The sequence below is a fragment of the Fictibacillus sp. 5RED26 genome, assembly GCF_015903895.1.
Classification (GTDB): Bacteria; Bacillota; Bacilli; order Bacillales; family Fictibacillaceae; genus Fictibacillus; species Fictibacillus phosphorivorans.
This window is the reverse complement of sequence record NZ_JACZDU010000004.1, coordinates 1-26,926: the sequence shown is the minus strand read 5'-3', so window position 1 is coordinate 26,926 and position 26,926 is coordinate 1. Positions and strand designations below refer to the sequence as shown.

Annotated in this window: 24 protein-coding genes, 1 other RNA gene, 1 pseudogene and 1 other annotated feature; of the genes and pseudogenes, 22 read left to right on the top strand and 4 right to left on the bottom strand. The window is 40.4% G+C overall.

Going from position 1 to position 26,926, the window contains the following annotated elements:
• Positions 1-5: 5 nt before the first annotated feature.
• The 5 genes from ruvB (at position 6) to yajC (ending at position 3,828) form a co-directional block, all read left to right on the top strand.
• On the top strand, positions 6-1,007 hold the full coding sequence (ruvB, locus tag IHV10_RS15035; protein WP_197131269.1) for a Holliday junction branch migration DNA helicase RuvB: 1,002 nt from the start codon (positions 6-8) through the stop codon (positions 1,005-1,007).
• Positions 1,004-1,195 (top strand): DUF2905 domain-containing protein, encoded by a 192-nt coding sequence (locus IHV10_RS15030; protein WP_197131267.1) that lies wholly within the window; start codon positions 1,004-1,006, stop codon positions 1,193-1,195. Before ruvB ends, IHV10_RS15030 begins: the two co-directional genes overlap by 4 nt.
• Before the next feature lie 131 nt (positions 1,196-1,326).
• Positions 1,327-2,355 (top strand): tRNA preQ1(34) S-adenosylmethionine ribosyltransferase-isomerase QueA, encoded by a 1,029-nt coding sequence (gene queA, locus IHV10_RS15025; protein WP_197131265.1) that lies wholly within the window; start codon positions 1,327-1,329, stop codon positions 2,353-2,355.
• Between the two features lie 17 nt (positions 2,356-2,372).
• Positions 2,373-3,515: a tRNA guanosine(34) transglycosylase Tgt gene (tgt, locus tag IHV10_RS15020; protein ID WP_197131262.1), complete on the top strand. Its 1,143-nt coding sequence runs from the start codon at positions 2,373-2,375 to the stop codon at positions 3,513-3,515.
• A gap of 43 nt (positions 3,516-3,558) precedes the next feature.
• The gene (gene yajC, locus IHV10_RS15015; protein WP_197131260.1) at positions 3,559-3,828 is read left to right on the top strand and encodes a preprotein translocase subunit YajC; all 270 of its coding nucleotides are present in this window, start codon (positions 3,559-3,561) and stop codon (positions 3,826-3,828) included.
• 24 nt (positions 3,829-3,852) lie between these two features.
• On the opposite strand, the gene IHV10_RS15010 is transcribed toward yajC, so the two are convergent.
• A complete protein-coding gene (locus IHV10_RS15010; RefSeq protein WP_231618360.1) occupies positions 3,853-4,242 on the bottom strand; it encodes a TIGR04086 family membrane protein in 390 nt (129 codons plus the stop codon).
• 196 nt (positions 4,243-4,438) lie between these two features.
• Here IHV10_RS15010 and IHV10_RS15005 point away from each other — a divergent pair, with 196 nt between their 5' ends.
• Positions 4,439-5,098: a DUF421 domain-containing protein gene (locus IHV10_RS15005; protein WP_197131257.1), complete on the top strand. Its 660-nt coding sequence runs from the start codon at positions 4,439-4,441 to the stop codon at positions 5,096-5,098.
• Positions 5,099-5,117: 19 nt separating this feature from the next.
• Here IHV10_RS15005 and spoVB read toward each other — a convergent pair whose 3' ends face one another.
• On the bottom strand, positions 5,118-6,668 hold the full coding sequence (gene spoVB / locus IHV10_RS15000; RefSeq protein WP_197131255.1) for a stage V sporulation protein B: 1,551 nt from the start codon (positions 6,666-6,668) through the stop codon (positions 5,118-5,120).
• A 99-nt stretch (positions 6,669-6,767) separates the two neighbouring features.
• On the opposite strand from spoVB, the gene IHV10_RS14995 reads away from it, so the two are divergent.
• From IHV10_RS14995 to IHV10_RS14945, 12 genes and pseudogenes are all read left to right on the top strand, one after another.
• Entirely contained in the window at positions 6,768-7,028 is a 261-nt protein-coding gene (locus IHV10_RS14995; RefSeq protein WP_197131251.1) for a post-transcriptional regulator, read from the top strand.
• 348 nt (positions 7,029-7,376) lie between these two features.
• A pseudogene (gene secDF / locus IHV10_RS14990) lies at positions 7,377-9,594 on the top strand (protein translocase subunit SecDF).
• A 71-nt stretch (positions 9,595-9,665) separates the two neighbouring features.
• Positions 9,666-12,017 carry a single-stranded-DNA-specific exonuclease RecJ gene (recJ, locus tag IHV10_RS14985; RefSeq protein WP_197131248.1) on the top strand — a complete coding sequence of 784 codons (2,352 nt, stop codon included), beginning with the start codon at positions 9,666-9,668 and terminating at the stop codon, positions 12,015-12,017.
• Between the two features lie 20 nt (positions 12,018-12,037).
• A complete protein-coding gene (locus IHV10_RS14980) occupies positions 12,038-12,550 on the top strand; it encodes an adenine phosphoribosyltransferase (protein WP_066239566.1) in 513 nt (170 codons plus the stop codon).
• A 358-nt stretch (positions 12,551-12,908) separates the two neighbouring features.
• The gene (locus tag IHV10_RS14975; RefSeq protein ID WP_197131245.1) at positions 12,909-15,092 is read left to right on the top strand and encodes a RelA/SpoT family protein; all 2,184 of its coding nucleotides are present in this window, start codon (positions 12,909-12,911) and stop codon (positions 15,090-15,092) included.
• A gap of 22 nt (positions 15,093-15,114) precedes the next feature.
• Positions 15,115-15,558, top strand: a complete 444-nt coding sequence (gene dtd / locus IHV10_RS14970; protein ID WP_197131242.1) for a D-aminoacyl-tRNA deacylase — start codon at positions 15,115-15,117, stop codon at positions 15,556-15,558.
• A 66-nt stretch (positions 15,559-15,624) separates the two neighbouring features.
• Positions 15,625-15,798: a hypothetical protein gene (locus tag IHV10_RS14965; protein WP_197131240.1), complete on the top strand. Its 174-nt coding sequence runs from the start codon at positions 15,625-15,627 to the stop codon at positions 15,796-15,798.
• A gap of 43 nt (positions 15,799-15,841) precedes the next feature.
• Positions 15,842-16,073: a binding site (T-box leader), on the top strand.
• A gap of 147 nt (positions 16,074-16,220) precedes the next feature.
• Positions 16,221-16,346, top strand: a complete 126-nt coding sequence (locus IHV10_RS22965) for a hypothetical protein (RefSeq protein ID WP_255520105.1) — start codon at positions 16,221-16,223, stop codon at positions 16,344-16,346.
• A 32-nt stretch (positions 16,347-16,378) separates the two neighbouring features.
• A complete protein-coding gene (hisS, locus tag IHV10_RS14960) occupies positions 16,379-17,647 on the top strand; it encodes a histidine--tRNA ligase (RefSeq protein ID WP_197131238.1) in 1,269 nt (422 codons plus the stop codon).
• A gap of 14 nt (positions 17,648-17,661) precedes the next feature.
• The gene (aspS, locus tag IHV10_RS14955; RefSeq protein ID WP_197131236.1) at positions 17,662-19,440 is read left to right on the top strand and encodes an aspartate--tRNA ligase; all 1,779 of its coding nucleotides are present in this window, start codon (positions 17,662-17,664) and stop codon (positions 19,438-19,440) included.
• A gap of 91 nt (positions 19,441-19,531) precedes the next feature.
• A non-coding RNA gene (gene ssrS / locus IHV10_RS14950) (6S RNA) lies at positions 19,532-19,712 on the top strand.
• Between the two features lie 117 nt (positions 19,713-19,829).
• On the top strand, positions 19,830-20,597 hold the full coding sequence (locus IHV10_RS14945) for a tRNA threonylcarbamoyladenosine dehydratase (protein WP_197131234.1): 768 nt from the start codon (positions 19,830-19,832) through the stop codon (positions 20,595-20,597).
• A gap of 316 nt (positions 20,598-20,913) precedes the next feature.
• On the opposite strand, the gene IHV10_RS23020 is transcribed toward IHV10_RS14945, so the two are convergent.
• Positions 20,914-21,756, bottom strand: a complete 843-nt coding sequence (locus IHV10_RS23020) for an RsfA family transcriptional regulator (protein WP_197131232.1) — start codon at positions 21,754-21,756, stop codon at positions 20,914-20,916.
• A gap of 124 nt (positions 21,757-21,880) precedes the next feature.
• Entirely contained in the window at positions 21,881-23,215 is a 1,335-nt protein-coding gene (locus tag IHV10_RS14935) for an AAA family ATPase (RefSeq protein ID WP_197131230.1), read from the bottom strand.
• A 155-nt stretch (positions 23,216-23,370) separates the two neighbouring features.
• Between IHV10_RS14935 and IHV10_RS14930 the strand changes: the two genes are divergently transcribed.
• From IHV10_RS14930 to mnmA, 4 genes are read left to right on the top strand one after another with little or no spacing between them, the layout of a single operon-like run.
• Complete coding sequence (locus tag IHV10_RS14930) at positions 23,371-24,081, top strand: YczE/YyaS/YitT family protein (protein ID WP_328084053.1); 711 nt, start codon at positions 23,371-23,373, stop codon at positions 24,079-24,081.
• Positions 24,014-24,433 carry a cysteine metabolism transcriptional regulator CymR gene (gene cymR, locus IHV10_RS14925; protein WP_144698865.1) on the top strand — a complete coding sequence of 140 codons (420 nt, stop codon included), beginning with the start codon at positions 24,014-24,016 and terminating at the stop codon, positions 24,431-24,433. Before IHV10_RS14930 ends, cymR begins: the two co-directional genes overlap by 68 nt.
• A gap of 14 nt (positions 24,434-24,447) precedes the next feature.
• Positions 24,448-25,587 (top strand): cysteine desulfurase family protein, encoded by a 1,140-nt coding sequence (locus tag IHV10_RS14920; protein WP_197131228.1) that lies wholly within the window; start codon positions 24,448-24,450, stop codon positions 25,585-25,587.
• Positions 25,588-25,627: 40 nt separating this feature from the next.
• Complete coding sequence (gene mnmA, locus IHV10_RS14915; protein WP_197131225.1) at positions 25,628-26,755, top strand: tRNA 2-thiouridine(34) synthase MnmA; 1,128 nt, start codon at positions 25,628-25,630, stop codon at positions 26,753-26,755.
• The last annotated feature ends 171 nt before the right edge of the window (positions 26,756-26,926 follow it).

The window sequence follows — 26,926 nt, the reverse complement described above, 5'->3', positions numbered from 1 at the left end:
GATGTATGGAAGAGAGAGTTGTTTCTTCAGAGGAACGTCAAGATGAAGCAAATATCGAGTTAAGCCTGCGCCCTGAACTATTAGACGAGTATATTGGACAAGTCTCCGTAAAGGACAATTTGCGGATATTTATTAAAGCTGCAAAACTTCGCAACGAACCTCTTGATCATGTCCTGTTGTACGGACCTCCTGGTTTAGGGAAGACAACGTTGGGAGCGATCATTGCAAACGAGATGGAAGTTAACTTGAGGACAACAAGCGGACCAGCTATTGAACGGCCTGGGGACTTGGCAGCAATCCTAACTTCGTTAGAACCAGGTGATGTATTATTTATCGATGAAATTCATCGATTGTCCCGTGCCATAGAAGAGATTTTATATTCGGCAATGGAGGACTTTTGCTTAGATATCGTAATCGGGAAAGGAGAGGTTGCAAGGTCTGTGAGACTAGACTTGCCTCCTTTCACATTGATCGGTGCGACTACAAGAGCGGGTTCTTTATCGGCTCCTCTCCGAGATCGTTTCGGCGTGCTCGCAAGGCTAGAATATTATAAGCCTGATGAGTTAGGTGAGATCGTTAGGCGTACAGGTGATGTCTTTGGGGTAAGAGTAGATGATCTATCAGCTGAAGAGATCGCGAGAAGATCAAGAGGTACACCGAGGATCGCAAACCGATTGTTACGTCGAGTGAGGGATTTTGTGCAGGTTGAAGGCAAGGATACGATTTCTTTGCCGATCTGCCAAAAAGCCTTGGAGCTTCTGCAAGTAGACCGTTTAGGTTTAGACCATATTGACCATAAATTATTACTAGGGATCATTCACACGTATAAAGGCGGTCCTGTAGGTCTAGAAACCATTTCGGCTACAATAGGTGAAGAATCCATGACGATTGAAGATGTATATGAGCCATATCTTCTTCAGATTGGCTTTTTACAACGTACTCCACGCGGACGAATGGTAACAGAACAGGCCTACCATTATTTTGGACTGGAGGCTTCCGCAGATTGAACAAACTGTTAATCGTTGCAGGAATCGTTCTCATTATTATAGGATTAGTAGGGACGTATATAGGTAAACTTCCTGGAGATATGGTATGGAAAAAAGGAAACACAACTGTCTATTTTCCAATCGTGACGTCCATTATCGTTAGTATTGTACTTTCCTTGATCTTCATGATCATAGGTCGATTTAAATAGAAAGTTATGCAACTCTGTTCTTGAAGTGGTTGATTTCCACTCCCGGTTGCTCGCTATCCAATCAACTTGTCATGAAGAATGGAGCAAAGGTTACTTAGAAAAGTGCTAAATAGAAAGCAGGAATACATGACATGAACGTAAATGATTTTGATTTCCATCTGCCTGAGGAACTAATTGCGCAAACGCCGCTTGAGAACCGCACTTCCTCACGACTGATGGTCTTAGATAGATCACAAGAAACACTTGAACATAAGCATTTTTATGACTTAAAAAATTATTTGAAAGCAGGAGACTGTCTTGTTTTAAATGACACGCGTGTTCTTCCGGCAAGGCTTTTTGGGCAAAAGTCGGAAACAGGAGGAAAAGTTGAAGTGCTTCTATTAAAAGAAGAAGGCAACGATACTTGGGAAACACTAGTTAAGCCAGCAAAAAGAATAAAACCTGGAACGGAAATTTCATTTGGAGATGGCCGATTAAAAGCAGTTTGTACGGGTGAGAGTGACCATGGTGGCAGACAGCTGAAGTTTATCTATGATGGCATTTTTTACGAACTTCTAGATGATCTAGGTCAGATGCCACTTCCGCCCTATATTAAGGAACAGTTAGAGGAGAAGGACCGTTACCAAACTGTCTACGCTGTACATCAAGGCTCTGCAGCGGCTCCAACGGCGGGATTGCATTTTACGACAGAATTAATCGAAGAGATCAAATCTATGGGTGTACATGTTACGTTTATTACTCTTCACGTCGGTTTAGGTACGTTTCGCCCTGTTAGTGTAGAAAATGTTCTAGAACATGACATGCATGCAGAATTTTATCAAGTAACAAAAGGAACAGCTGAACTTTTAAATGGGGTTAAAGAGGCCGGTGGAAGAATTATTACCGTTGGAACGACGAGTACACGAACACTTGAAACGGTAGCTAACAAATTTGACGGCAAGTTTAAAGAAGATTCAGGTTGGACAGATATCTTTATCTATCCTGGTTATACGTTTAAAGCGATCGATGGATTGATCACCAATTTCCATCTTCCAAAATCAACATTAATCATGTTGGTGAGCGCATTAGCCTCAAAAGATTTCGTTTTAAGAGCATATCATGAAGCCGTCGAAGAAAAGTATCGCTTTTTCAGTTTCGGTGACGCGATGCTTATACTTTAAGGGGGATATATTTTAAGATGAAACCAGCAGTAACGTATGAATTAATAAAAACGTGTAAACAATCAGGTGCAAGATTAGGGAAAGTTCATACTCCGCACGGAACATTTGAAACACCTATCTTCATGCCGGTAGGAACATTAGCAACAGTAAAAACAATGAGTCCAGAAGAACTAAAAGAACTTGGAGCAGAGATCATTCTGAGCAATACGTATCACCTATGGTTGCGACCTGGACATGATATCGTAAAAGAAGCTGGTGGACTTCATAAATTTATGAATTGGGATCGTCCGATACTTACAGATTCAGGAGGCTTTCAAGTCTTTTCTTTAAGTGATCTGAGAGAGATTAAAGAAGAGGGTGTTCACTTCAGAAACCACCTTAGCGGTGAAAAGCTTTTCTTAAGCCCTGAAGGAGCAATGGAGATTCAAAACGCTTTAGGTTCTGATATTATGATGGCGTTCGATGAGTGTCCGCCATATCCTGCAGAATTTGATTACATGAAAGCGTCTGTAGAACGTACAAGTCGTTGGGCTGAACGATGCTTAAAAGGACATGCTAGACCTCTAGATCAAGCCCTTTTTGGTATCGTGCAAGGTGGAGAATACGAAGAGCTTCGAAAACAGAGTGCGCAAGATCTTGTATCGCTCGATTTCCCGGGTTATGCAGTTGGAGGCCTATCAGTAGGTGAACCAAAAGATGTGATGAACCGTGTCTTAGATTTCACAACTCCACATCTTCCAGAAAACAAACCACGTTATCTGATGGGCGTAGGCTCTCCTGATTCGCTAATCGATGGGGCGATTCGCGGGATCGACATGTTTGACTGTGTATTGCCGACTCGTATCGCTAGAAATGGAACATGTATGACGAGTGAAGGAAGGCTAGTGGTTCGTAATGCGAAGTATGCACGCGATTTCCGTCCGATCGACGAAAAATGTGACTGTCACGTATGCCGAACATACTCTAGAGCTTATATTCGTCACCTTGTAAAAGCGAACGAAACATTTGGTTTCCGATTAACAAGTTACCATAACCTTTATTTTTTGGTAAACTTAATGAAGCAAGTAAGACAAGCGATCATGGAAGACAGACTTCTTGACTTTAGAAATGAATTCTTTGAAATGTATGGATTCAATAAACCGAACGCGCGGAATTTCTAAAATGTACAATCCATTTTTAACTTATAGAAAGGGGTGAATTAGTATGGGAAACCTTGGAGGAATATTACCGATTATCTTGATGTTTGCGATTTTTTATTTTCTATTGATCAGACCGCAGCAAAAGAGACAAAAAGCGGTTCGTGAGATGCAGTCTAACCTTAAAAAAGGCGACAAAGTTGTAACGATCGGTGGATTACACGGAACACTTGATAGTATCGATGATGACATCGCTGTTATCCGTTCGAACGATGGAGCAAAGTTAACTTTCGATCGTAATGCGATCCGTGAAGTAAAAGAAGAAGCAGCACTATAACAAAAAGACCCGTTCATACGGGTCTTATTTATATGTTTGTTTATGACTGCTTAAGTTCACTCCCATAATTCCACCGATGATCGCTAATAAAAGAAAAAGAGCATGATACATATACTGAGATGAGTTGAACGTACTTTGGTAGCCTAAGTATTGAACAAGAAAAACAATAAAAGAAAACAAAAGACTTGTACCGCCACCTAACAACCAACCTTTACTCTGTCCTTTCTTTCCAGATATCATTCCACCTATAAACAATGATAAAAAAGAAAGACCCACTGTTACCCATTTCAACGACGCTTCAGTCAATCCTGTAAACCGCAACAATAGTGAGAGTACTAAACTGCAGAGCATGATCATTAGTAGAACTGCAATCAAACCCCGTCCCATAGAAGAAGCCATATGTTTAATCCCCATCCTTGATCCTCCTTATCCCTAGAAGCTTTCTATATACTTTATTCAGACACCGAAAAAAATAGAAGTACAAGCAAGCATTTTCCCTTTCGTTTCCATTGATTTATATTTGGCAAAACCTGCGTAACATGTTTTTTCATATCTGTGCCACACTAACTAATGGAATGATCAGAGAACGTATTATGGAAGGAGGGGAATCGTGGAACTGTATACGATTATTTTCAGAACGCTTTTTATCTATTTTTTAATCATGGTGATCTTCAGACTGATGGGTAAGCGCGAGATGGGACAATTATCGATCATTGACTTTGTTGTTTCGATCATGATCGCAGAGTTAGCTGTTATCTCAATCGAAGACCCTACGATTCCCATGCTGAATTCCCTCGTATCCATTTTTGTATTGCTTAGCATCCAGCTCATATTAGCACTCGTTTCACTGAAGAGCAGGAGGATGAGAGAAATCGTAGACGGTAAACCTTCTTTAATCATTAAAGAAGGACAAGTGGATGAACATGAGATGAAGAAACAGAGATATAACTTTGATGACCTTTTAACACAATTGCGCGAGAAAAATATTAGAAGCTTGAATGAAGTTGAATTTGGAATTTTAGAAACAACAGGCAAGCTCTCAATTATTAAAAAAGAGGCTGATTCTGAAAATATACCGATTCAAATGGTTCTGCCTCTTATTTTGGACGGGAAAATTTTAGAAGATAATCTTGAAAAGTTGGACAAGACAACGTTTTGGTTAAGGCAAGAGTTAAAAAAAGTAGGGTTTAAAGAAATAAAAAATATTTCGTTCTGTACACTTAATGAGGATGGAACACTGTATGTCGACGAATTAAATAGCAAAAAATAAAACAGCCGATCAGGCTGTTTTACATCCATCTTTTTATGATCGGTATGTGTTTAAGGTCTTCCTTTCCTAGGAGCTTAAAGAATATGAGAACAAACAAATAGATTCCGCATGTTGAAGATACACATATGGTCAGACCTTGTAATGGAGAAAATTGAGGCATCATGTACTTATACAGATAAACCGCCCCTCCTCCTGTAATGAAAATGGAAAGCAAGCATAAGACAAAATCTTTTACTACGATCGTATAACTGATCGCTTTGATTACTGTAGCGAAATGCAGCAAGGTAACCACTACTATACTAATTACGATTCCGAGTGCTGCTCCCATGATTCCGAACTCAGGGCGTGTAGCTAGAGCGAATATGGCTGTTAATTTTACAAGAGCACCAATAAGGCTGTTGATCATGGCTGAGCGTGCAAGATTTAACGCTTGAAGCACAGCTTGTAATGGACCTTGGAAATAAAGGAAAAAGAAAAAAGGTGTCATGATTTTCACATATGATGCGGAAGCTGGTGAATCATACATCAAGTCCATGATCGGGACCGCATATACATACATAATTACAGCCGCAATACCACCTGATAACATCGAGAGTCTGAGTGCTTGATTCAAGCGATGCTCAATCAAATGGTATTTTTTTTGTGCGTTCGCTTCACTGATGGCAGGTACTAAAGATATAGAAAGCGAATACGTAATGAACGTTGGCAGAAACAATAGTGGGATAACATAGCCTGCGAGTTCTCCATATTGTGCGGTGGCCACAGCTGTAGTGATACCAGCAATCGCTAAACTATTTGCCACAACAATGGGTTCAAAAAAGTAGGAAACAGAACCGATCAATTGACTTCCAGTAGTTGGTAGTGCAATGTTCAGGAGATCTTTCATCGTTTCATGACCTTGCTTCAACTGCTTGAAAAAACCTTTTCGGATGCGCATCTTCTTTTTCACTTTAAACATGGAAAACATATAAAGAAGTGAAGCTAGCTCACCGATAATAACAGAGATCATCGCGCCAGCTGCCGCGTATTCTACACCATATGGCAGGAACAAACCTGTCAATAATGCGACAAGAGCAATTCTGACCACTTGTTCGATGACCTGTGAATAAGCAGACGGTCTCATGTTCTGCAGACCTTGAAAATACCCTCTCAAGACCGAGGAGACTGCTATGACAGGAACTACGGGTGCGATGGCGAGCAACGGCCAAATCGTACGATCATCTGTAAAGAAGTATTCAGCTAATAACGGAGCTGCGATAAACAAAGCGATTGTGATCACAATGCTCAAAATTCCAGTGATGGCTAAAGATACGATCAATATTTTTCTTACTTTAGAACGATCTCCAGTTGCGTCTGCTTCTGCAACAAGTTTTGATATGGCGATCGGCAGACCAAGTCTTGTTAAAGTTACAGCTAATAAGAAGGTAGGGACTGCCATCATATAAAGGCCAACACCTTCGTGACCCATGACACGAGCCATGACGATACGATTAACGAAACCGAGTATTTTGGTTACAAGTCCTGCTAATATGAGCAGGATCGTTCCTTGCACGAGTGTTTGTTTTGTCATCTTTACCTGTCCTTTCTTGGACAATCTTATATATCACTATATGCAAGTACATTGAACAGTCATGACAGCTTGTTTCATCTCGAAAGGAGAGAGAGATAGATGGAGAATACACATTTTTCGGAATGGAAAAGAGAAGTGAAGCCAGCGGTACAGAGTAAAAAAGAAGAATTTCATTACTTGGGGTATGAAAGTGTAACAGAAGAGGAAATATGGGAATGTGTGCAATCAAAAATAAAGAAAAAGAAAGTTGAGCCTCGTCTCTACGCGTTGGTTGACACAATTTTAGCTCTTTCACTAAATGATTTTATGACGTGGCTAACGATACGCTCATATAAAGAAGAGGGGCTGACCCAAGAGTAGAACTTACTTTTGGGCAGCCTTGTTCTTTTTGTTAATCCTAGGCTTGTTTTATCTTGGGAGTTTTTCTGAAAGATCGTTGTTTAAAATAGCAGCTTTGAAGTTGTAAGGTGCTGTACTCGCGGAGGCTCACCGCACGCTCCATGGTAAATGTGCAACATGGAGCCGAAATCAACTTCTTTCAGAAGAAAAATGGATACGAAAAACAACTTAAGTTTATTATGTTTTATTTATGAACATTCACAGGACAAATTGACAGAAAAAAACAACAATCGCTATAATGGGAAGGGTTAGTATTCGTACTTATACATAGTGTTGTCTTTTGATACAGCATGAAGGAGGTTTCTTGAAGTGGTAAAAAGGAGTAAAATCGTCATCTTTTTTGTTGTGCTTATCATGTTCGCAGCACTCATTGGGCTTACAACAGAAAAGATTGTAAAAGGTACAAAGCTTGGACTAGATCTCCAAGGAGGATTTGAAGTACTTTACGATGTAAAACCTGTGAAAAAAGGTCAAAAAATTACACAGGAAACATTGAAGAGTACGGTTGAAGCATTAAACAGCCGTATCAACGTATTAGGTGTCTCTGAGCCGGATATTCAAATCGAAGGAGACAACAGAATTCGTGTTCAGCTTGCTGGAGTAACCGATCAGAACAAAGCACGTGAACTATTATCTACACAAGCTGAGTTAACATTCCGAGATGTGGACGATAAGGTGCTTTTAGATGGATCAGATCTAGAAGGAAATGGTGCAAAACAAACGTTTGAGTCTCAAAACAATAAGCCGATTGTTTCATTGAAATTAAAAGACGCTAATAAGTTTGCAAAAATTACAGAAGAAGTTCTTCAGCGTCAGCCGCAAGGTGAAAACATCATGGTTATTTGGTTAGATTATGAAAAAGGTGACTCATTTAAAGAAGAACAGAAGAAAGAACTTGCTGGAAAACAGCCAAAGTATATTTCTGCACCTTATGTAAGAGAAAAACTTACTCAAAAAGATGTAACCATCACAGGTCAGTTCTCTGTTGAAGAAGCACAGAGTTTAGCGAAAATATTAAACGCCGGTGCTCTACCCGTTAAACTTGATGAAGTGTACTCGACATCAGTTGGTGCGAAGTTCGGAGAGAAAGCATTAAATGAAACGGTATTTGCTGGCTTTATTGGAATTGCCGTAATCTTTTTATTCATGCTGATTTTCTATCGTGTGCCAGGAATAATTGCTGTCATCACACTATCCATTTATATTTGGTTGATATTAGCTATTTTCTATCTGATGAACGGGGTATTAACGCTGCCAGGTATCGCAGCTCTTATTCTTGGAGTGGGTATGGCGGTTGACGCTAACATCATCACGTATGAACGAATCAAAGAGGAACTAAGAAGCGGGAAATCTGTATTAAGTGCGTTTAAAGCCGGAAATCGTCGTTCATTTACTACGATTTTTGATGCAAATATTACGACAATCCTTGCAGCCGCTGTTTTGTTCGCATATGGAACAAGCTCAGTAAAAGGATTCGCGTTGGTTTTAATTATTTCAGTACTGGCAAGTTTCATCACAGCCGTGTTTGGCTCAAGGCTTTTCCTAGGCTTATGGGTACAGTCACGTGTAATGGATAAGAAGCCAGGTTTGTTTGGTGTAAAGGAGAGTGACATCCGTGAGCTTTAAATACGACTTTGTAAAAAACAGAAACCTTTACTTCATCATCTCGACTCTCCTTACGGTTATAGGAATTGTATTCTTGCTTACAGCTGGATTGAAGCTTGGTATTGAATTTGATCGTGGATCACGTGTTAATATACAAGCGAACGAGACTTTAACCAATGAACAAGTTCAAGCAGAGTTTGAAGAACTAGGTTTTGAAGATGCTACAGTAGTTCTTGCAGGCGCTGATAATGATCAAGCAAATGTTTCCTTTAAAGGTGCTTTGTCAAAAGAGGAAGTATTGAAGATCAACACTCACTTTGAAGAAAAATACGGTGAACCACCAAGTATAAGTACTGTTACGCCAACGGTTGGCCGTGAATTAGCACAGAACGCTTTTTATGCCGTGCTGATCGCTTCAGTCGGTATCATCATCTATGTAGCGTTCCGTTTTGAATGGAGCATGGCTGTTGCATCCGTAGTTGCTTTATTACATGATGCTTTTATGATCATTGCAATATTCAGTATCTTAAGGATAGAAGTAGACCTTCCATTCATTGCAGCAGTTCTAACGATTGTTGGTTATTCGATTAACGACACGATCGTTACGTTTGACCGGATTCGAGAGAACATGAGACTTGAAAAAGTAAGAACACAAGAAAAACTGGCAGAAATCGTAAACAGAAGTATTTTTGAAACGTTGGGTCGTTCGATCAATACCGTTCTAACGGTTATTATCGCAGCAGTAGCGCTATTGATCTTTGGAGCTGATTCAATCAGAAACTTCTCGATCGCCTTGTTGATCGGTCTTACTTTCGGTGCATATTCTTCCATCTTTATCGCTTCTCAGTTGTGGTACGTTATGAAATCAAGACAGATGAAATCAAAAAAGACACGACCAGTTGAAGCGGAGCCAGAAATTTAAAGTAAATATCATTCATAAATTGTCACCTCTTATCCTGTTTTGTATAATGAATAGGTTAAGAGGTGATTTTTATGTTGGAGCCTAGAACTAGGTGGGAGATTCAAGAACCATCCGAAGACAAGGCAAAATGGTTGTCACAAGAATTAGATATCCCTCTTCTGATCGCGAATCTATTGGTTGTCAGAGGAATTGAAACGATAGAAAAAGCAGAAGCATTTTTAAAAATAGATACTGATCAATTTCATGATCCTTTCTTGATGGATGGGATGACAGAGAGCGTTGAGCGGATACATAGAGCTATAGAATCTAATGAAAAGATTTTAATTTTTGGCGATTATGATGCTGATGGTGTAAGTAGTACGACGGTAATGTACTATGCACTGAAAGAACTCGGTGCACAGTTTGACTATTACATTCCGAACCGTTTTACAGAAGGCTATGGTCCGAATGAGCCTGCATTAAGAAAAGCGAAAGAGGATGGTTATTCTCTCGTTGTAACCGTTGATACGGGAATCTCAGCTGTACACGAAGCGAATATCGCAAAAGAGATCGGGTTAGACTTTATCATCACGGACCACCACGAAGCACCCCCTGTATTGCCGGATGCTTATAGCATTATCAATCCTAAGAAACCAGGTTGCACTTATCCATTTTCTGGACTCGCAGGTGTAGGTGTAGCATTTAAAGTAGCACATGCCCTTCATGGTAAGCCACCGCTACATTTGCTTGATTATGCATGCATTGGAACAATAGCGGACCTTGTTCCGCTTGTTGATGAAAATAGGGTAATCGCAAAACTTGGGATAGAAGCACTCTCGAAAACGGATAAGATCGGATTGCAAGAACTGCTAAAAGTAGCGGGTCTTTATGAAAAAGAACTTACAGCTGAAGATGTAGGATTCGCGATCGGACCGCGAGTGAATGCAGCAGGAAGACTTGGTTCAGCGATGCCGGTGGTGGAGTTGTTTACTTCAACTGATCGAGACGAATCAGCCATGTTGTCACAAGAGATCGATTCCGTAAACAAGGAACGTCAAGGAATCGTAAACGAGATTACAAAAGAAGCGATCGCAATGGTCGAAGAAAGTTATCCTCCTGATGAGAATGAAGTGCTAGTTCTTGCCAAAGAGGGCTGGAATCCTGGGGTTATTGGGATTGTTGCTTCACGATTGGTTGAAAAATTTTATCGTCCTACGATCGTTCTATGTTTAGACCCTGAAAAGGAAACAGCAAAAGGATCAGCGCGTAGCATCAAAGGGTTTGATATGTTTGAGAATCTTTCAGGATCTAGAGACATTCTACCTCATTTCGGTGGACATCCAATGGCAGCAGGAATGACCCTTTCTATGCATGATGTCGATGAATTACGAAGTAGGCTAAACCGGCAAGCTAAGGATTGTTTAAAACCAGAAGATTATCTGCCGGTTACAACGGTTGATCTTACAGCTAGATTAAATGAGATCTCACTAGAAACGGTTGAGCTTCTAAGTACATTAGCTCCTTTCGGTGTTGGAAATCCATCGCCTCGCGTAATGGTTGAAGAAGTTCCAATCCGTGAGATGAAAAAGATTGGGAGTCAATCAAACCACCTCAAACTGCAAGTGGGCAATGGTGAGCTTTCGGTTTTAGATTGCATCGGTTTTCAAAAAGGTAGCTTGTTAGAAGAGATGACGCCATATTCATTGATTTCAATCGTGGGTCAGATCCAACTGAACGAATGGAACGGCTATAGAAAACCTCAGCTTCTTCTTGAAGATCTTTCTGTAAATCATTTTCAGCTGTTTGATTATCGTGGTCTGAAAGATGCTGCAAAACGGTTGATCGGACTGCCGTACTCGAAAACATGTTTTATCGCGTTTGAAGAAGAAACAGTAAAGCATAAAGATTTTGAAGCGCTATCTGACCAAGTGATTGGTGAAGACGAGTTATTGATTCTACCGGAGGATTATTTTAAAGAAAAGAATTTAGTTTTCTTAGATGTTCCTCCTTCTCTCACGCGCTTTTCAGAATGGCTGGAAACTATCGGTGAACCTTCAAGAATCTACGCAGTGTTCCATCAGAGTACAGAACACTTTTTCACGACTTTACCGACCAGAGAACACTTCAAATGGTTTTATGGGTTTCTTGCCAAAAGAAAAACCTTTAATGTCAAAAGGGATGGTGCAGAACTAGCCAAATGGAAAGGCTGGTCGAAAGAAACAATAGATTTCATGTCAAAGGTGTTTTTTGAGCTGGATTTTGTTACAATAGACGATGGTGTTATTTTCATTAACAAAGAACCTAGCAAAAGAGAATTAGAAAGTTCTGAAACGTATCAGAAAAAGTTTGAACAAGCAGACATTGAAAATCAGCTCGTTTACTCTTCTTATCATTCTTTAAAAAGCTGGTTTACAGAACAAACACGGCCAAAAGCCAGTTTGTAATTTTCAGGAGGCAAAGATTCATGGATTATAAGCCGTTTATTTCAGTAGTAGAGAATTTCCCAATCGAAGGCATTCGTTTTAAAGATATTACTTCACTTATGTCTGATGGTGCAGTATATAAACAAGCAATGGATGATATTGCTGTATACGCAAAAGAAAAACAGGTAGACGTGATCGTCGGACCTGAAGCACGTGGGTTTATCGTAGGTTGCCCGGTCGCTTACACGTTAGGATTAGGATTCGTCCCTGTCCGTAAAGAAGGTAAACTTCCTCGTGAAGTAATTAAAGTTGATTACGGTCTTGAGTATGGTAAAGATGTTTTAACGATGCATAAAGACGCGATCAAACCAGGACAAAGAGTCTTGATCACAGACGACCTACTCGCAACAGGTGGAACGATCGAAGCAACGATCAAGCTTGTAGAAGAGCTTGGCGGAGTAGTTGTAGGAATCGCATTCATGATCGAACTTACTTACCTAGATGGCCGTAAAAAACTTTCAGGTTATGATATCTTCACTTTAACTCAATACTAAAATGATGAGAGAGTTCCTTTTGAAGGGGCTCTCTTTTTAGTGATTTTTCTAAAAGAAGGATTGCTATAAATTCTTTTCTTCATTGTAAATTTTGATTGGAGCGGAAGGTGCAAGACTCCTGCGGGACAAGCGGTCAGGTGAGACCCTTAAAGGCGCAAAGCGGCAAGGGGCTCACCGCCTGCCCCGCGGAAAGCGAAGCACCTGGAGCGGAAATCAACTACCCTCTAAAAAATTGTTTTTTTTACAATCCTGTCACAAAATCTGCTCAATCATTCGACAAATTTCGTTTTTTGCTTTACATGAAGGTTCAATTTAACGATAATAGAAGCAATATACAATGACAACGTAAGGTGATTCCATGACGATTGAGGAAGTATTGCAAAAAGCGGAGAGCTATCTTTCAAAAGACGACTTAAGCTTCATCACGAAGGCTTATGAATACGCAAGAAATGCACACGAGGGACAGTTCCGTAAATCGGGAGAGCCCTATATTCATCATCCTGTTGAAGTAGCAGCAATTCTGGTGAATCTCCAGATGGATCCTGTAACTGTAGCAGCAGGGTTTCTTCATGATGTAGTTGAAGATACACCGATAACACTCAAAGATATTTCCACTCAGTTCAATGAAGAAGTGGCAATGCTTGTTGATGGTGTAACGAAGCTTAAGAAGATCAAATTCAAGTCTAAAGAAGAACAGCAGGCTGAGAACCACCGGAAGATGTTCGTCGCTATGGCACAAGATATTCGTTGTATCTTGATCAAGCTGGCAGACCGTCTTCACAATATGCGCACATTAAAGCATATGCCAAAAGAAAAACAGATACAAAAAGCGAATGAGACACTTGAAATCTTCGCTCCGCTTGCCCATCGCCTTGGGATTTCAACAATAAAGTGGGAGCTTGAAGATGTTTCTTTAAGATACCTAAATCCACAGCAATACTACAGAATCGTTAACTTGATGCAGCAAAAGCGTGCTGAACGGGAAGAGTATGTTCATCAAGTGATGGATGAGATGAAGAGTAAGCTTAAAGAAGTTAACATTCAGGTAGATATCTCTGGAAGACCGAAACATATCTATAGCATCTATCGAAAAATGGCTAAACAAGGAAAGCAGTTCAATGAGATCTATGACCTTTTAGCTGTTCGAATCATCGTTCAGAATATTAAAGACTGTTATGCGGCTCTTGGTATTATTCATACAGCCTATAAGCCGATGCCTGGCCGTTTTAAAGATTATATCGCCATGCCAAAGGCAAATATGTACCAGTCCCTTCATACGACGGTAATCGGACCAAAAGGCGATCCGCTCGAGGTCCAGATCAGAACGTCTGATATGCATCGCGTTGCTGAATACGGGATTGCAGCACACTGGGCATACAAAGAAGGAGCAACGAAAGCGCCTGTTAGCTCATTTGAAAATAAATTAACTTGGTTCCGTGAAATTCTAGAATGGCAAAACGATGTTGTGGATGCTGAAGAATTTATGGAATCTCTTAAGGTCGACCTTTTCTCTGATATGGTGTTCGTGTTCACTCCAAAGGGAGATGTTTATGAGCTGCCGTCAGGATCGGTTCCTATTGATTTTGCATACCGCATTCATACCGAGATTGGTAACAGATGCATTGGTGCAAAAGTAAACGGCAAGATGGTCACGTTAGATTACCGTTTGAAAACGGGAGATATTATCGAGATCTTAACGAGCAAACATTCCTACGGACCGAGTCAGGATTGGCTGAAGATCACACAGAGTTCTCATGCGAAAAACAAGATCCGTCAATGGTTTAAGCGCGAGAGAAGAGAAGAGAATGTCGCAAAAGGCAAAGAGCTTGTTGAAAAAGAAATAAAGAATCGCGGGTACGATCTGAAAGACATCTTTACGAATGATAACATTCAATATGTCGCTCAAAAGTATAATTTTGCTGGGGAAGAAGATATGTACGCTGCTGTAGGGTATAACGGTATTACGGCAGCACAGATCGCTACTCGATTAACGGATAAAGTCCGACGCAAAAAAGAGCAAGACCCGGATAATTCAGAACTGCTTGATGCGATAAGAGATTCTGCTGAAAAACCTGAACCAAAACGAAGAACAGATTCTGGTATCGTAGTTAAAGGCATCGATAATATGCTGATTCGTTTATCTAAATGCTGTAATCCAGTTCCAGGAGATGACATTGTGGGTTATATCACAAAAGGTCGTGGTGTATCTGTTCACCGTGAGGATTGTGTCAACGTACACAATGAAGATGCCCAAGTACGTCTCTTACCTGTTGAATGGGAAGGGAATCTAGAGCAACCGAAAAATTATAATGTGGACATTGAGATCAACGGATTTGATCGTCGTGGCCTTCTAAATGAGGTTCTGCATGCAGTTGCAGAAACGAAAACGAATATTACAGCAGTAAGCGGCAAGTCAGATCGCAACAAGATGGCAACCATCAGTATGTCAATCTCGATCCACAACGTAAGTCATCTTCAAAAAGTGGTCGAACGAATTAAAAGAATTCCTGACATATATGCGGTTAGAAGATTGATGCAATAGGATTTAAGGAAGTGATTCTGCAATGAAAGTAGTATTACAGCGTGCTAAAGAGGCGAAGGTCTTAGTCGATTCTGATGTTAAGGGCAGAATTGACAAAGGGCTTGTCCTCTTAGTTGGTGTTACACATGAAGATACAGAGAAAGATGCCGATTATTTAGCCGAAAAGATCGTAAACCTTCGTATATTTGAAGATGAAAATGAGAAGATGAATCTTTCATTAAAAGATACAGAAGGAAGCATCCTTTCTATTTCACAGTTCACGTTATATGGAGATACAAAAAAGGGAAGACGTCCAAATTTCATGGACGCCGCTAAACCTGATCACGCCACTACTATGTATGACTATTTTAACGACAAGCTTAAAAGCTTAGGAGTACATGTGGAGACAGGTGTATTCGGTGCGATGATGGATGTTTCGTTTACGAATGATGGACCAGTAACCTTAATCTTGGACTCTAAAATATAAATTGAACATGAATGAAACCTCCGCCTTGATGGAAAGACTAAATCAAAAAAAGGTGGAGGTTTTTTTATGAGGCAGAACCGGAAAGGCATAGAAGGGATCCCTCAATGGAAGCAGCTGAGCTTTCATGATTTTCTTTCTCTCGAAAAATCAGCAAACGATATGGAGCTCGCTGAAGAATTTGGAATGAATCTATATCAAGTCAATCAGTTAAAGAAAAAAATAAAACGCGAAAACTATTGACATCACACCCCATCTAAAAGTATGATAATCTACAATTCCAAAATGAAAACTGATGACGAAGAAAAGTAGCTTTACCCCACAGGGTTAGAGATGAGATACCATGGCTGAAAGTATTTCTCCCTGATGATAAAGTGAAAGACACTTCATAGGTTTTAATTCGAACGGTTAAGTTTTGACCTCAGTAGAGTTACACGTGGGCAATCGTTACTTGCATAATGAGGAAGCTTCTTTAGCTTCGAAGCAGGGTGGCACCGCGGGAAAATCCCGTCCCTTATGAAATGACTGATTTCATAAGGGACGGGATTTTTTTTATTGGTTTTTTTATAAAAGGCTATCTTCTAAAGGGTTGTTTCTATTTTAATCTTCGCTGACTTCGTTGATTGTAGTGAAAGGTGCGAGACTCCTGCGGGACAGGTGGGCAGGTGAGACACTTAAAAGTGAAACTTACGAATGTGGCTCACCGCCTGCCCCGCGGAAAGCGAGCACCTGTAATGGAAATCAACACTTACAAGAGCAACATTGAGAAGAGAACAGCCTTTTATCTTTAACGAACAACCAAAAAACGGGAGGATGAAAGAAAATGAGTATTAACATTCCAAGGGGAACGAAAGATATACTCCCAGGAGAAGTAGAAAAATGGCAGCTGATCGAACAAAAAGCAAAAGAAGTATCAGCTCGATTCAATTATAAAGAGATTCGAACGCCGATCTTTGAGCACACTGATCTGTTTCAACGCGGTGTAGGAGACTCAACAGATATCGTTCAAAAAGAGATGTATACGTTCAATGATCGAGGTGACCGCAGCTTAACTCTTCGACCAGAAGGAACAGCGCCTGTAACTCGCTCTTATGTTGAAAATAAATTGTTTGGATTACCAGGTCAGCCTGTAAAACTCTTTTACATTCAACCTATGTTTCGATACGAAAGACCTCAAGCAGGTCGATATCGTCAATTTGTACAGTTTGGTATTGAGGCGATGGGTTCCGCCGATCCTGCCATCGATGCAGAGGTGATTTCACTTGCGATGACGGTATACAAAGAGCTCGGCTTGAATAAGCTCCGACTTGTGTTGAATACGTTAGGTGATGCTGAGAGCCGTAAATCTCATAAAGAAGCTTTGATCGCACACTTTGAACCTAGAATCGAGGAATTCTGTTCCGATTGCCAAAATCGTTTATTGAAGAATCCTTTAAGAATTTTAGATTGTAAAAAAGATCGAGATCATGAGCTCATGAAGAGTGCTCCTTCAATTCTTGAACACTTAAACGAAGAATCAAAAACGTATTTTGAAGAAGTGAAAACGAGCTTAGATGCGATGAACATCGAGTATGTGATCGATCCAACACTCGTACGTGGACTTGATTATTATAACCATACTGCTTTCGAGATCATGAGTGAGGCTGAAGGGTTTGGAGCCATCACTACACTTAGTGGGGGCGGCAGATACAATGGTCTTGTTGAGGACCTTGGAGGACCAGCTACGCCAAGCATAGGATTTGCGATGAGCTTAGAACGCTTGTTATTAGCACTTGAAGCAGAAGGTGTCACACTTGAAACAGAAGAAGAATTAGATTGTTACGTTGTTGCACTTGGTGATGAAGCGAAACAAAAATCAGTAGCGATCTTAAGTCAGCTTCGTCAAGCAGGGATAAAGAGTGACAAAGATTATTTAGATAAAAAGATGAAAGCACAATTTAAAGCAGCTGACCGATTAAAGGCGAAGTTTGTAGCTATTTTAGGTGAAGAAGAACTTTCAAAAGGAATCATCAACGTTAAGAATATGGATTCTGGAGAACAATCAGAAGTAGCGATCGAGAAGTTGAGCACATTTTTGAAGCAAGGCAAATAAGGAGGACACATCTCATGGAATATCGCACACATCAATGCGGAAAGATTACAGAACAATATATCGGTGAAAAAGTAACAATAACAGGATGGGTACAAAAAAGACGTGACTTAGGTGGACTGATCTTTATTGACCTGCGTGACCGTTCTGGAGTTGTTCAGATCGTATTCTCACCAGAAGTTTCATCTGAAGCATTAGAAACGGCTGAAAAAGTAAGAAGTGAATATGTTTTAACGATCACAGGAAAAGTACTTGAGCGTGATCCAAGCACGGTAAACCTAGCTATGAATACGGGTAAGATTGAAATCTCTGGAGAAGAAGTTAAGATTTTAAACAGTGCAAAAACACCACCTTTTTCTATCAGCGAAGATATGGAAATTACAGAAGACATTCGATTGAAGTATCGCTATCTAGATCTTCGCCGTCCGATCATGCAGGAAACGTTGAAGATGAGACATGAAGTAACTCGTTATATCCGTAACTTCCTAGAGAACGATGAATTTATGGAGATGGAAACGCCGATGCTTACGAAGAGCACACCTGAAGGAGCGCGTGACTATCTAGTACCAAGCCGTGTGCACCCTGGTGAATTCTATGCATTGCCGCAATCTCCACAATTATTTAAACAGCTTTTGATGGTTTCAGGTTTTGAAAAATACTATCAGATCGTTCGCTGTTTCAGAGACGAAGATCTGCGCGCAGACCGTCAGCCAGAATTTACACAAGTCGATATCGAAACTTCTTTCATGGGTCAAGAACCTCTTTTAGCTATGATGGAAGAGATGATGACAGGGCTCGTTAAAAAAGTAAAAGGTGTAGAGATTCCAAAGCCATTCCCAAGAATGACTTATAAAGAAGCAATGGATCGTTATGGTTCAGATAAACCGGATACTCGTTTCGGCCTAGAGCTTATCAACGTATCAGAAATCGTTAAGGATTCTGGATTTAAAGTATTTGCAGCAGCGGTTGAAAACGGCGGTCAAGTTAAAGCGATCAACGTTAAAGGCAAGGCAGCAAATTATTCTAGAAAAGATATTGATGGTTTGACTGAATTCACTGCTCGATATGGAGCGAAAGGCCTTGCTTGGATGAAAGTCGAAGCAGAAGGGTTAAAAGGACCTATTTCAAAGTTCTTTAACGAAGAAGATGCAGCTAACTTAACGAACGCACTACAAGCAGAAGAGGGAGATCTGTTGTTGTTTGTAGCAGATAAGCCGTCCGTTGTAGCAGACAGCCTAGGAGCGTTAAGACAAAAGTTAGCAAAAGATTTAGATCTGATCGATCAATCAAAACACAATTTCTTATGGGTCGTTGATTTCCCTCTTGTGGAATACGATGAGGATGCAGATCGTTTTGTGGCGCTGCACCATCCATTCACGATGCCGAAGATAGAAGATCTTCACTTAATGGATTCCAATCCTGCTGATGTAAGAGCGCAAGCGTACGACTTAGTTCTTAACGGTTATGAGCTAGGTGGCGGGTCTCAGCGTATCTACCAACGTGATGTTCAAGAAAAAATGTTTAAAACATTAGGATTCACCGAGGAGGCAGCGCGTGAGGAGTTTGGATTCCTTTTAGAGGCTTTTGAATATGGAACGCCTCCACATGGTGGAATAGCGCTAGGGCTTGATCGTATAGTGATGTTATTAGCTGGTAGAAGTAACTTAAGAGACACGATTGCTTTCCCTAAAACAGCTTCTGCATCATGTTTACTTACGAATGCACCATCTGCTGTAAATGAAAAACAGCTTGATGAACTACACCTGTCAGTTAAAGTGAAACAAGAAACCAAGTAAGTGAATATTTAGAAAAATACGAATCGTCTTAAAAAGAGACACATTTTGTCTTGTATTTGAATTACTCGTATGATAGTATGAATTTAAGCGATGGGTCCTATGGTGACCGTTAACAACCCGAAAGTTTTGAGCCAACATTAAGTATTAGGGAGTTTGTGTTTTCACACAGCGTCCATGCCCTGAAAGCTAGGGGACGGACAAAATGCGAAACAGGGCACCCACCTGCGAGAGCAGGTTCAAAACTAAGGGTATACGGCATTTTTGGGGCTCATTTTTTTGTGCGAAAAAAACCAAGTAAGCATATTGATTTTGTTTTCAAAAGTGGATATGCTGATAAAGATGCATTTTCTTTATTTTATGTGCACGTCTGAAAGGAGATTTCGCTAAATATGCTTTATCAGTTCTCAAGAAATGAACTTGCCATTGGAAAAGATGGAATAGAGGTCTTAAAAAACTCAACTGTTGCGGTGCTTGGAATCGGGGGAGTAGGTTCCTTTTCAGCTGAAGCACTAGCTCGCTCAGGAGTTGGACGTTTGATCCTTATCGATAAAGATGATGTCGATATCACGAACGTGAATCGTCAAATACATGCACTTGTAAATACCGTTGGACAGCCAAAAGTGGATCTTATGAAAGAAAGAATCGCGCTTATTAATCCAGAGTGTGAAGTAATTGCTCTTAAGATGTTCTATACGGAAGAAACGTATGAACAAATCTTTGAATATGGACTTGATTTTGTAGTTGATGCTTCTGATACGATCTCCTATAAGATCCACCTCATGAAAGAATGTTTGAACCGCAAAATTCCGATCATCTCGAGCATGGGAGTTGCGAACAAACTAGATCCAACGCGCCTTCAGATCGTTGATATCTCTAAGACGAGCTATGACCCGATCGCTAAGGTTATTCGCCAGCGTCTAAGAAAAGAAGGAATCACAAAAGGAATTCCGGTCGTATTCTCAGATGAAAAACCAATCCAGATCCGCGAAGAAATTCGTAAAGAGATTGTACCAGAGAATGCTCCTGGCATTCGAAAAGCGAAGATGCCTCCATCTTCAAACGCATTTGTTCCATCTGTTTCAGGACTTTATATGGCAGGTTACGTGATCAACAAAATCATTGAAGATAACAATATTAAGATTGAAAGAGTCCGATAAATTTTATTGAAGAAGAGTCCTGACTGATCTAAAGTCAGGGCTTTTTTTCGTCTATTCATAAATTTATTATTACTTATAAATGTGGGTGAGAGGAATTGTGCTTTTGAGTAGGACGTTACGAAGAAAATGTTCTTCTTAAATGAACACTACGAATTATTACGAGGTAATCTCGAATAATTCCAGGGTAATTTGAAATATATCCAGGTATAAACAAAATAATTCCGCAGATAAAATAATTTATCCGATTTTAAAGCAAAAATCCACACAAAAAAATGACTCACAGGGATTAAAGCTTAACCCTATGAGTCATCTATTATTATTTTGCTAGTTTTTCTAGATTTCCGTTCTTGTCCATGCGGAAGGTAACGTTCGGATTCGTATCTTCGTCTTGGAACAATACCATTTTCCTTGCGCGATCCATGATCTGAATCAATGCTTGATAATCTTCCTGAACCGTTTGGTGCTCTTTCTCAAGAACAGAAAGCTGATCTTTCATCACTTTGTTCTGTTGCATCAACTCGTTCATCTGAAGACGAAGTTCCATGTTTTCTTGAACGAGCTTGCCACTCGAAGTACCGTTTCGCTTTAACCCACTTAAGAAATCTATGACTTCATCAAGTGTAAGACTACTTTCATTACTAGCTTGTGGCTGACGATAAGCGATCGGTGATGAATGTTGTTGTGACCCTTGTAAGCTTGTAACTTCTATTGCCTCTGATTCTGGTTGCTGAACAAAACTCTGTTGTTCTGAAACTGCAGGTGTCAAAGCTACTGGAGCTGGTGCTGTTGTGTTTCTTTCATACGTAAAAGGTGTTTTGAAGAACTCTTCAGGATGATAGGTTTCATCATCATGCATCTGTGGAGCATTATTCGATTGTACTGGCTTAGCTGCAGGTTTCGACTGTTGCTGCTGAGACCTTGCTAGTGCACGCTGACGTTCTTTTCTTTGTTTTTTAGCGATCTTTAATGCTTGTTCGTATTTTTTTCTTACGATTGCATTCCATCTGAAACCAACTGCTGCACTCGTACGCTCTAATTTATCTCCAACCTCTTCAAAAGCATGCAACTGTGTGCTTCCTTCACGGACATGGCGTAAGACCGTTTCGGCAAGCAATAGATCGTCTTCTTCTGACCAGGCGTCCTGTCTGATTTTTGACACGGTAATCCTCTCCTTAGCTACAAAAATATTCATTTGATATTTTCATGTTTACCAATCAGAGAGAATCCTATACACACTTCTGAAGAACTTTTGCTAGTTTGCTAAGTTATAAAGTCTCATAGATTTACTTTCCTTTTTTCTTACGATCATTAAAATAGTCGAGACGTTTCTTTATATTCTTTTCAAAACCACGTTCAGTGGGCTCATAGAAAGTCTTACCTTGCAGATGTTTCGGTAAATATTCTTGAGGTACGTATCCGTCTTCGAAATTATGTGGATATTTATAGTCCGCACCATGTTGAAGCTGTTTTGCTCCTTTATAATGAGCATCACGAAGATGGATGGGAACGAGTCCTGTTTTTTCTTTTTTCACTGCATCAAGCGCTTTATCGATTCCTGTTATCACTTTATTACTTTTAGGAGCAGTTGCTAGGTATAATGTGGCTTCTGCAAGTGGAATACGAGCTTCAGGCATGCCGATAAAATCAGCTGCATAACTAGCAGCATGGGCAACTAATAACGCGTTCGGATCAGCAAGACCGACGTCTTCTGCAGCATGAACGAGCAGTCTTCGAGCAATAAAGCGAGGATCCTCGCCAGCATAAATCATTTTCGCAAGCCAATACAGAGCTGCGTCAGGATCTGATCCGCGTATGCTTTTAATGAAAGCGGAGACTGTATCATAATGGTTGTCTCCTTTTTTATCATATTGAAGGACTCTTTGTTGAATAGATTCTTCAGCAATTTCTAGTGTGATCACAATGTTGCCGTCTTTATCTGGTTTGGTTGTTAACACAGCAAGTTCCACCGCATTAAGTGCTGTTCTTGCATCTCCGTTTGAAATAGATACGATATGATCGACTGCATCTTTTTCCATGGTGATTGGATGCTTGCCATATCCTCTCTCTTTATCAGAAAGAGCTTGTCGGATCACTTTCGCTATATGTTCATCTGTTAGTGGTTCAAAGCGAAACAACCGAGACCTTGATAAGAGAGCGGGGTTGATCTCAAACATTGGGCTCTCTGTTGTTGCGCCAATCAAGATAACCGATCCGTCTTCCACGTATGGAAGGAGGGCGTCTTGCTGACTTTTGTTAAAACGGTGGATTTCGTCGATAAAGAGCACCGTCTTTTTTTCTTCTAATAATAGACGTTCTCTCGCAGCTCCCATGATGACTTTAAGATCAGCCACTCCAGATGTAACAGCATTGAGTTGTTCGAACCATGCAGATGTAGAATTCGCTATGATTTTTGCTAAAGTCGTTTTACCCGTTCCTGGAGGTCCAAAAAAGATCATCGGTGTCAGCTGATCGGCTTCGATCGCTCGTCTTAATAGCTTACCTTCTCCAGCGATATGCTCCTGACCGATAAATTCCGTTATTTTTCTTGGGCGCATGCGGTTAGCAAGAGGTCTTTTTAAAGAATGGGAGCTTTCATCTTTATAAGAAAACAAGTCCATTACAATCATCCTTCCGTACACTTGTTCTAATCGTCATATGACAATACTATACAATAGTACATCATGCAAGTTGAAATGATTTCATGCTATAATAAGCTTTAGATTTATGGAATCAAACGAAATGAGACAACTTAATAGGGGAAGGATTTTGCATAGTGAAAGACCAAAAGCATTCAAGATGGAACAAGTTTTTGTTTCAGTGGTCTGTATTTTTTATTGGATTATTTATTATGGCCTTTGGAATCGCCCTTATGATTAAGGCAGACCTCGGAAGTGCTCCGTGGGACGTTCTTCATATCGGACTGTTTGCACAGTTCGGACTATCGATCGGAACATGGTCGATCATTATGGGATTCTTCGTCATCTTAGCTACATCCTTATTAACAAAAAAGAAACCTCAATCAGGTGCCTTTTTAAATATGGTGTCTGTTGGTTTGTTTATTGACTTTTATTTATGGCTTCCTTTTTTTCATGATCCTGTAACTGATTTTGGGAAATGGATGTTCTTAATCATCGGAATCTTAATCTTAGGTTTTGGTATCGGGCTATATATTTCATCAGACTGCGGTGCAGGACCAAGAGATAGTCTGATGCTCGCTCTTACAGAAAAATCAGGAATGAAAGTTTCAAATATCCGACTTCTAATGGAATTTGTTGTTCTGTTTTTTGGTTGGATGTTAAAAGGACCCGTTTCGTTTGGAACGATCCTTTTTTGTGTAACGATAGGAGCAATCGTGGGTAGGACCCTTCCATATTGCCAAAAATTAGTGAAGTTTGTTTTAGAACGGAGTGAACAATATGAAGATATCAACAAAAGGTCGGTACGGATTAACCATCATGATGGCATTAGCAAAGAGATCAGGTGAAGGTCCGATTGCATTGAAGTTAATCGCAAAAGAATACAGTCTATCTGAACATTATTTAGAGCAGCTTATTGCTCCGCTTAGAAATGCAGGACTTGTTAAGAGTATCCGCGGTGCATATGGTGGGTATATGTTGGCAAAAGAAGCATCCACGATTACTGCTGGAGACATCATTCGTGTACTTGAAGGACCTATCTCTCCCGTTGAAGTATTGGATGATGAAGAGCCCGCAAAAAGAAATCTTTGGATCAAAATCCGAGATGCTGTAAAAGATGTATTAGATTCTACAACACTTGAAGATTTGGCTAACTATGAAGATGAGGGCGCACAGGACGCTTACATGTTTTATATATAGGAAGGAAATGAGCAATGAAAAACGTTTATTTAGATCACGCTGCAACCTCTCCTGTTCATCCTGAAGTTATAGAAGAGATGATTCCGTTTTTAACCGAACATTTTGGGAATCCTTCTAGCATCCATCAATACGGAAGAAAGACTCGTAAAGCTCTTGATGATGCGAGGACCATGATTGCAACTTCTATAGGTGCTTCACGTAATGAGATCATTTTCACAAGCGGCGGTACAGAAAGTGATAACCTTGCTATTCTTGGTACAGTCTCTGCTCTAGAGAAAAAAGGGAAGCATGTTATTACGACAGAAGTAGAGCATCATGCTGTACTTCATACTTGTCAGGAGCTTGAAAAAAGAGGTTTTGACGTCACATATTTGTCTGTTGATGATAACGGAAGAATTTCTCTAGAAGAACTTAGGAAATCCCTTAGAGAAGATACGGTCCTCGTTTCGATCATGTTTTGTAACAATGAAACAGGGACAACACAAGACATTAAAGAAATCGGAAGTCTATTGAAGGAAAAAGAGATCTTGTTTCATACTGATGCAGTGCAAGCCTATGGCTTAATATCAATCGATGTAAATGAACTGAACATCGATCTGTTAAGTGCTTCTGGACATAAGATCAACAGTCCAAAAGGATCTGGGTTTTTATATGTAAAAGAAGGAGTTCCTTTTCTCCCACAAGGCTTCGGTGGTGAACAAGAGCGAAAGCGCCGTGCTGGAACGGAGAATGTAGCAGGAATCGCTGCCTTACGAAAAGCGGCTTCGATCGCTGAAAAAGAAAGAGAAGAACGCTTTAGTCAATACACGACGTTTAGAGATACGATGAAAAGAATATGGACAGAAGAAGAGATATCTTTCATAGAAAACGGAAGTCTTGATCATTTTCTGCCTCACATTCTAAATGTAAGTTTTCCAGGTGTGAAGACCGAAGTGCTTTTAGTCAATCTAGATCTTGCTGGCATCGCAGCTTCTAGCGGATCAGCTTGTACGGCTGGCTCACACGAACCTTCACACGTTCTAAAAGCGATGTTTGGAGATGATGAACGCACAAAATCATCTGTTCGTTTTAGCTTCGGTCTAGGTAATAAATTGGAAGATATTGAATATGCTGCCCTTGAGACAGCAAAAATCGTGAAACGTTTAGCAAAATAAGTTACAATGTTTGTCATATGAATGAAATGAGGTGGACACGATGCAAACAGAATCAAACAAAAAGGCACCTCAAGATACACGAGTAGTTATTGGGATGAGCGGCGGTGTGGATTCTTCCGTTGCCGCACTTTTACTGAAAGAGCAAGGCTATGATGTGATCGGGATCTTTATGAAGAACTGGGATGATACCGATGAGAATGGCGTATGCACAGCAACAGAAGATTACAACGATGTGATTGCGGTCTGCAACCAGATCGGCATTCCATATTACGCGGTGAATTTTGAAAAAGAATACTGGGACAAAGTATTCACGTACTTTTTGGAAGAATATAAAGCTGGACGAACACCTAATCCAGATGTGATGTGCAACAAGGAGATCAAATTCAAAGCATTTCTTGAGCATGCCATGAACTTAGGTGCTGATTATGTAGCAACTGGCCATTACGCACGTGTGGCTGAAATAGATGGAGAAGTAAAAATGCTTCGAGGCGTTGATGAGAATAAGGACCAAACTTATTTTCTTAACCAGCTTTCTCAGGAACAATTAAGTAAGGTATTGTTTCCGATTGGTGAGTTGAAGAAGCCTGAAATCCGTAAAATTGCGGAGGCAGCTGGACTTGCTACCGCAAAGAAAAAGGACTCTACGGGTATTTGCTTCATTGGCGAAAGAGACTTCAAAGAATTCTTAAGTCAGTATCTGCCTGCAAAGCCTGGTGATATGCAAACGTTCGAAGGTGAAGTGAAGGGCAAACACGATGGACTCATGTACCATACGATCGGTCAGCGTCATGGCCTTGGAATCGGTGGTAGCGGAGATCCTTGGTTCGTTGTCGGTAAGAATTTAAAAGACAATATATTGTATGTTGAACAAGGTTTTCATAATGAAAAACTTTACTCTGACAGCTTAAAAGCTGTAAAAGCAGGATTTGTTTCTGACAAGCCGCTACCTGCTACTTTTAAGTGTACGGCGAAGTTCAGGTACCGCCAGCCTGACATGGGTGTAACCGTTCATGTGATGGAAGACGAAACGCTGCATGTAGTCTTTGATGAAGCGCAACGTGCGATCACACCTGGACAAGCTGTCGTGTTTTACGACGGAGAGGTTTGTCTAGGCGGAGCAACGATCGATACAGTCTATAAAAACGACGAAGCGATCACTTATCTATAAAAAATGTGGAAAAACTGGCTTACTAGGACAGGAAACGAACTAGTATCGCCAGTTTTTTTGCGTTATTGAAATAAGGTGCTCATGCAGCGGCATATCTATGCTCGCTGCATGAGCGATTCCAGAGATTTATGAGCGATTCCAGAGATTTATGAGCGATTCCAGAGATTTATG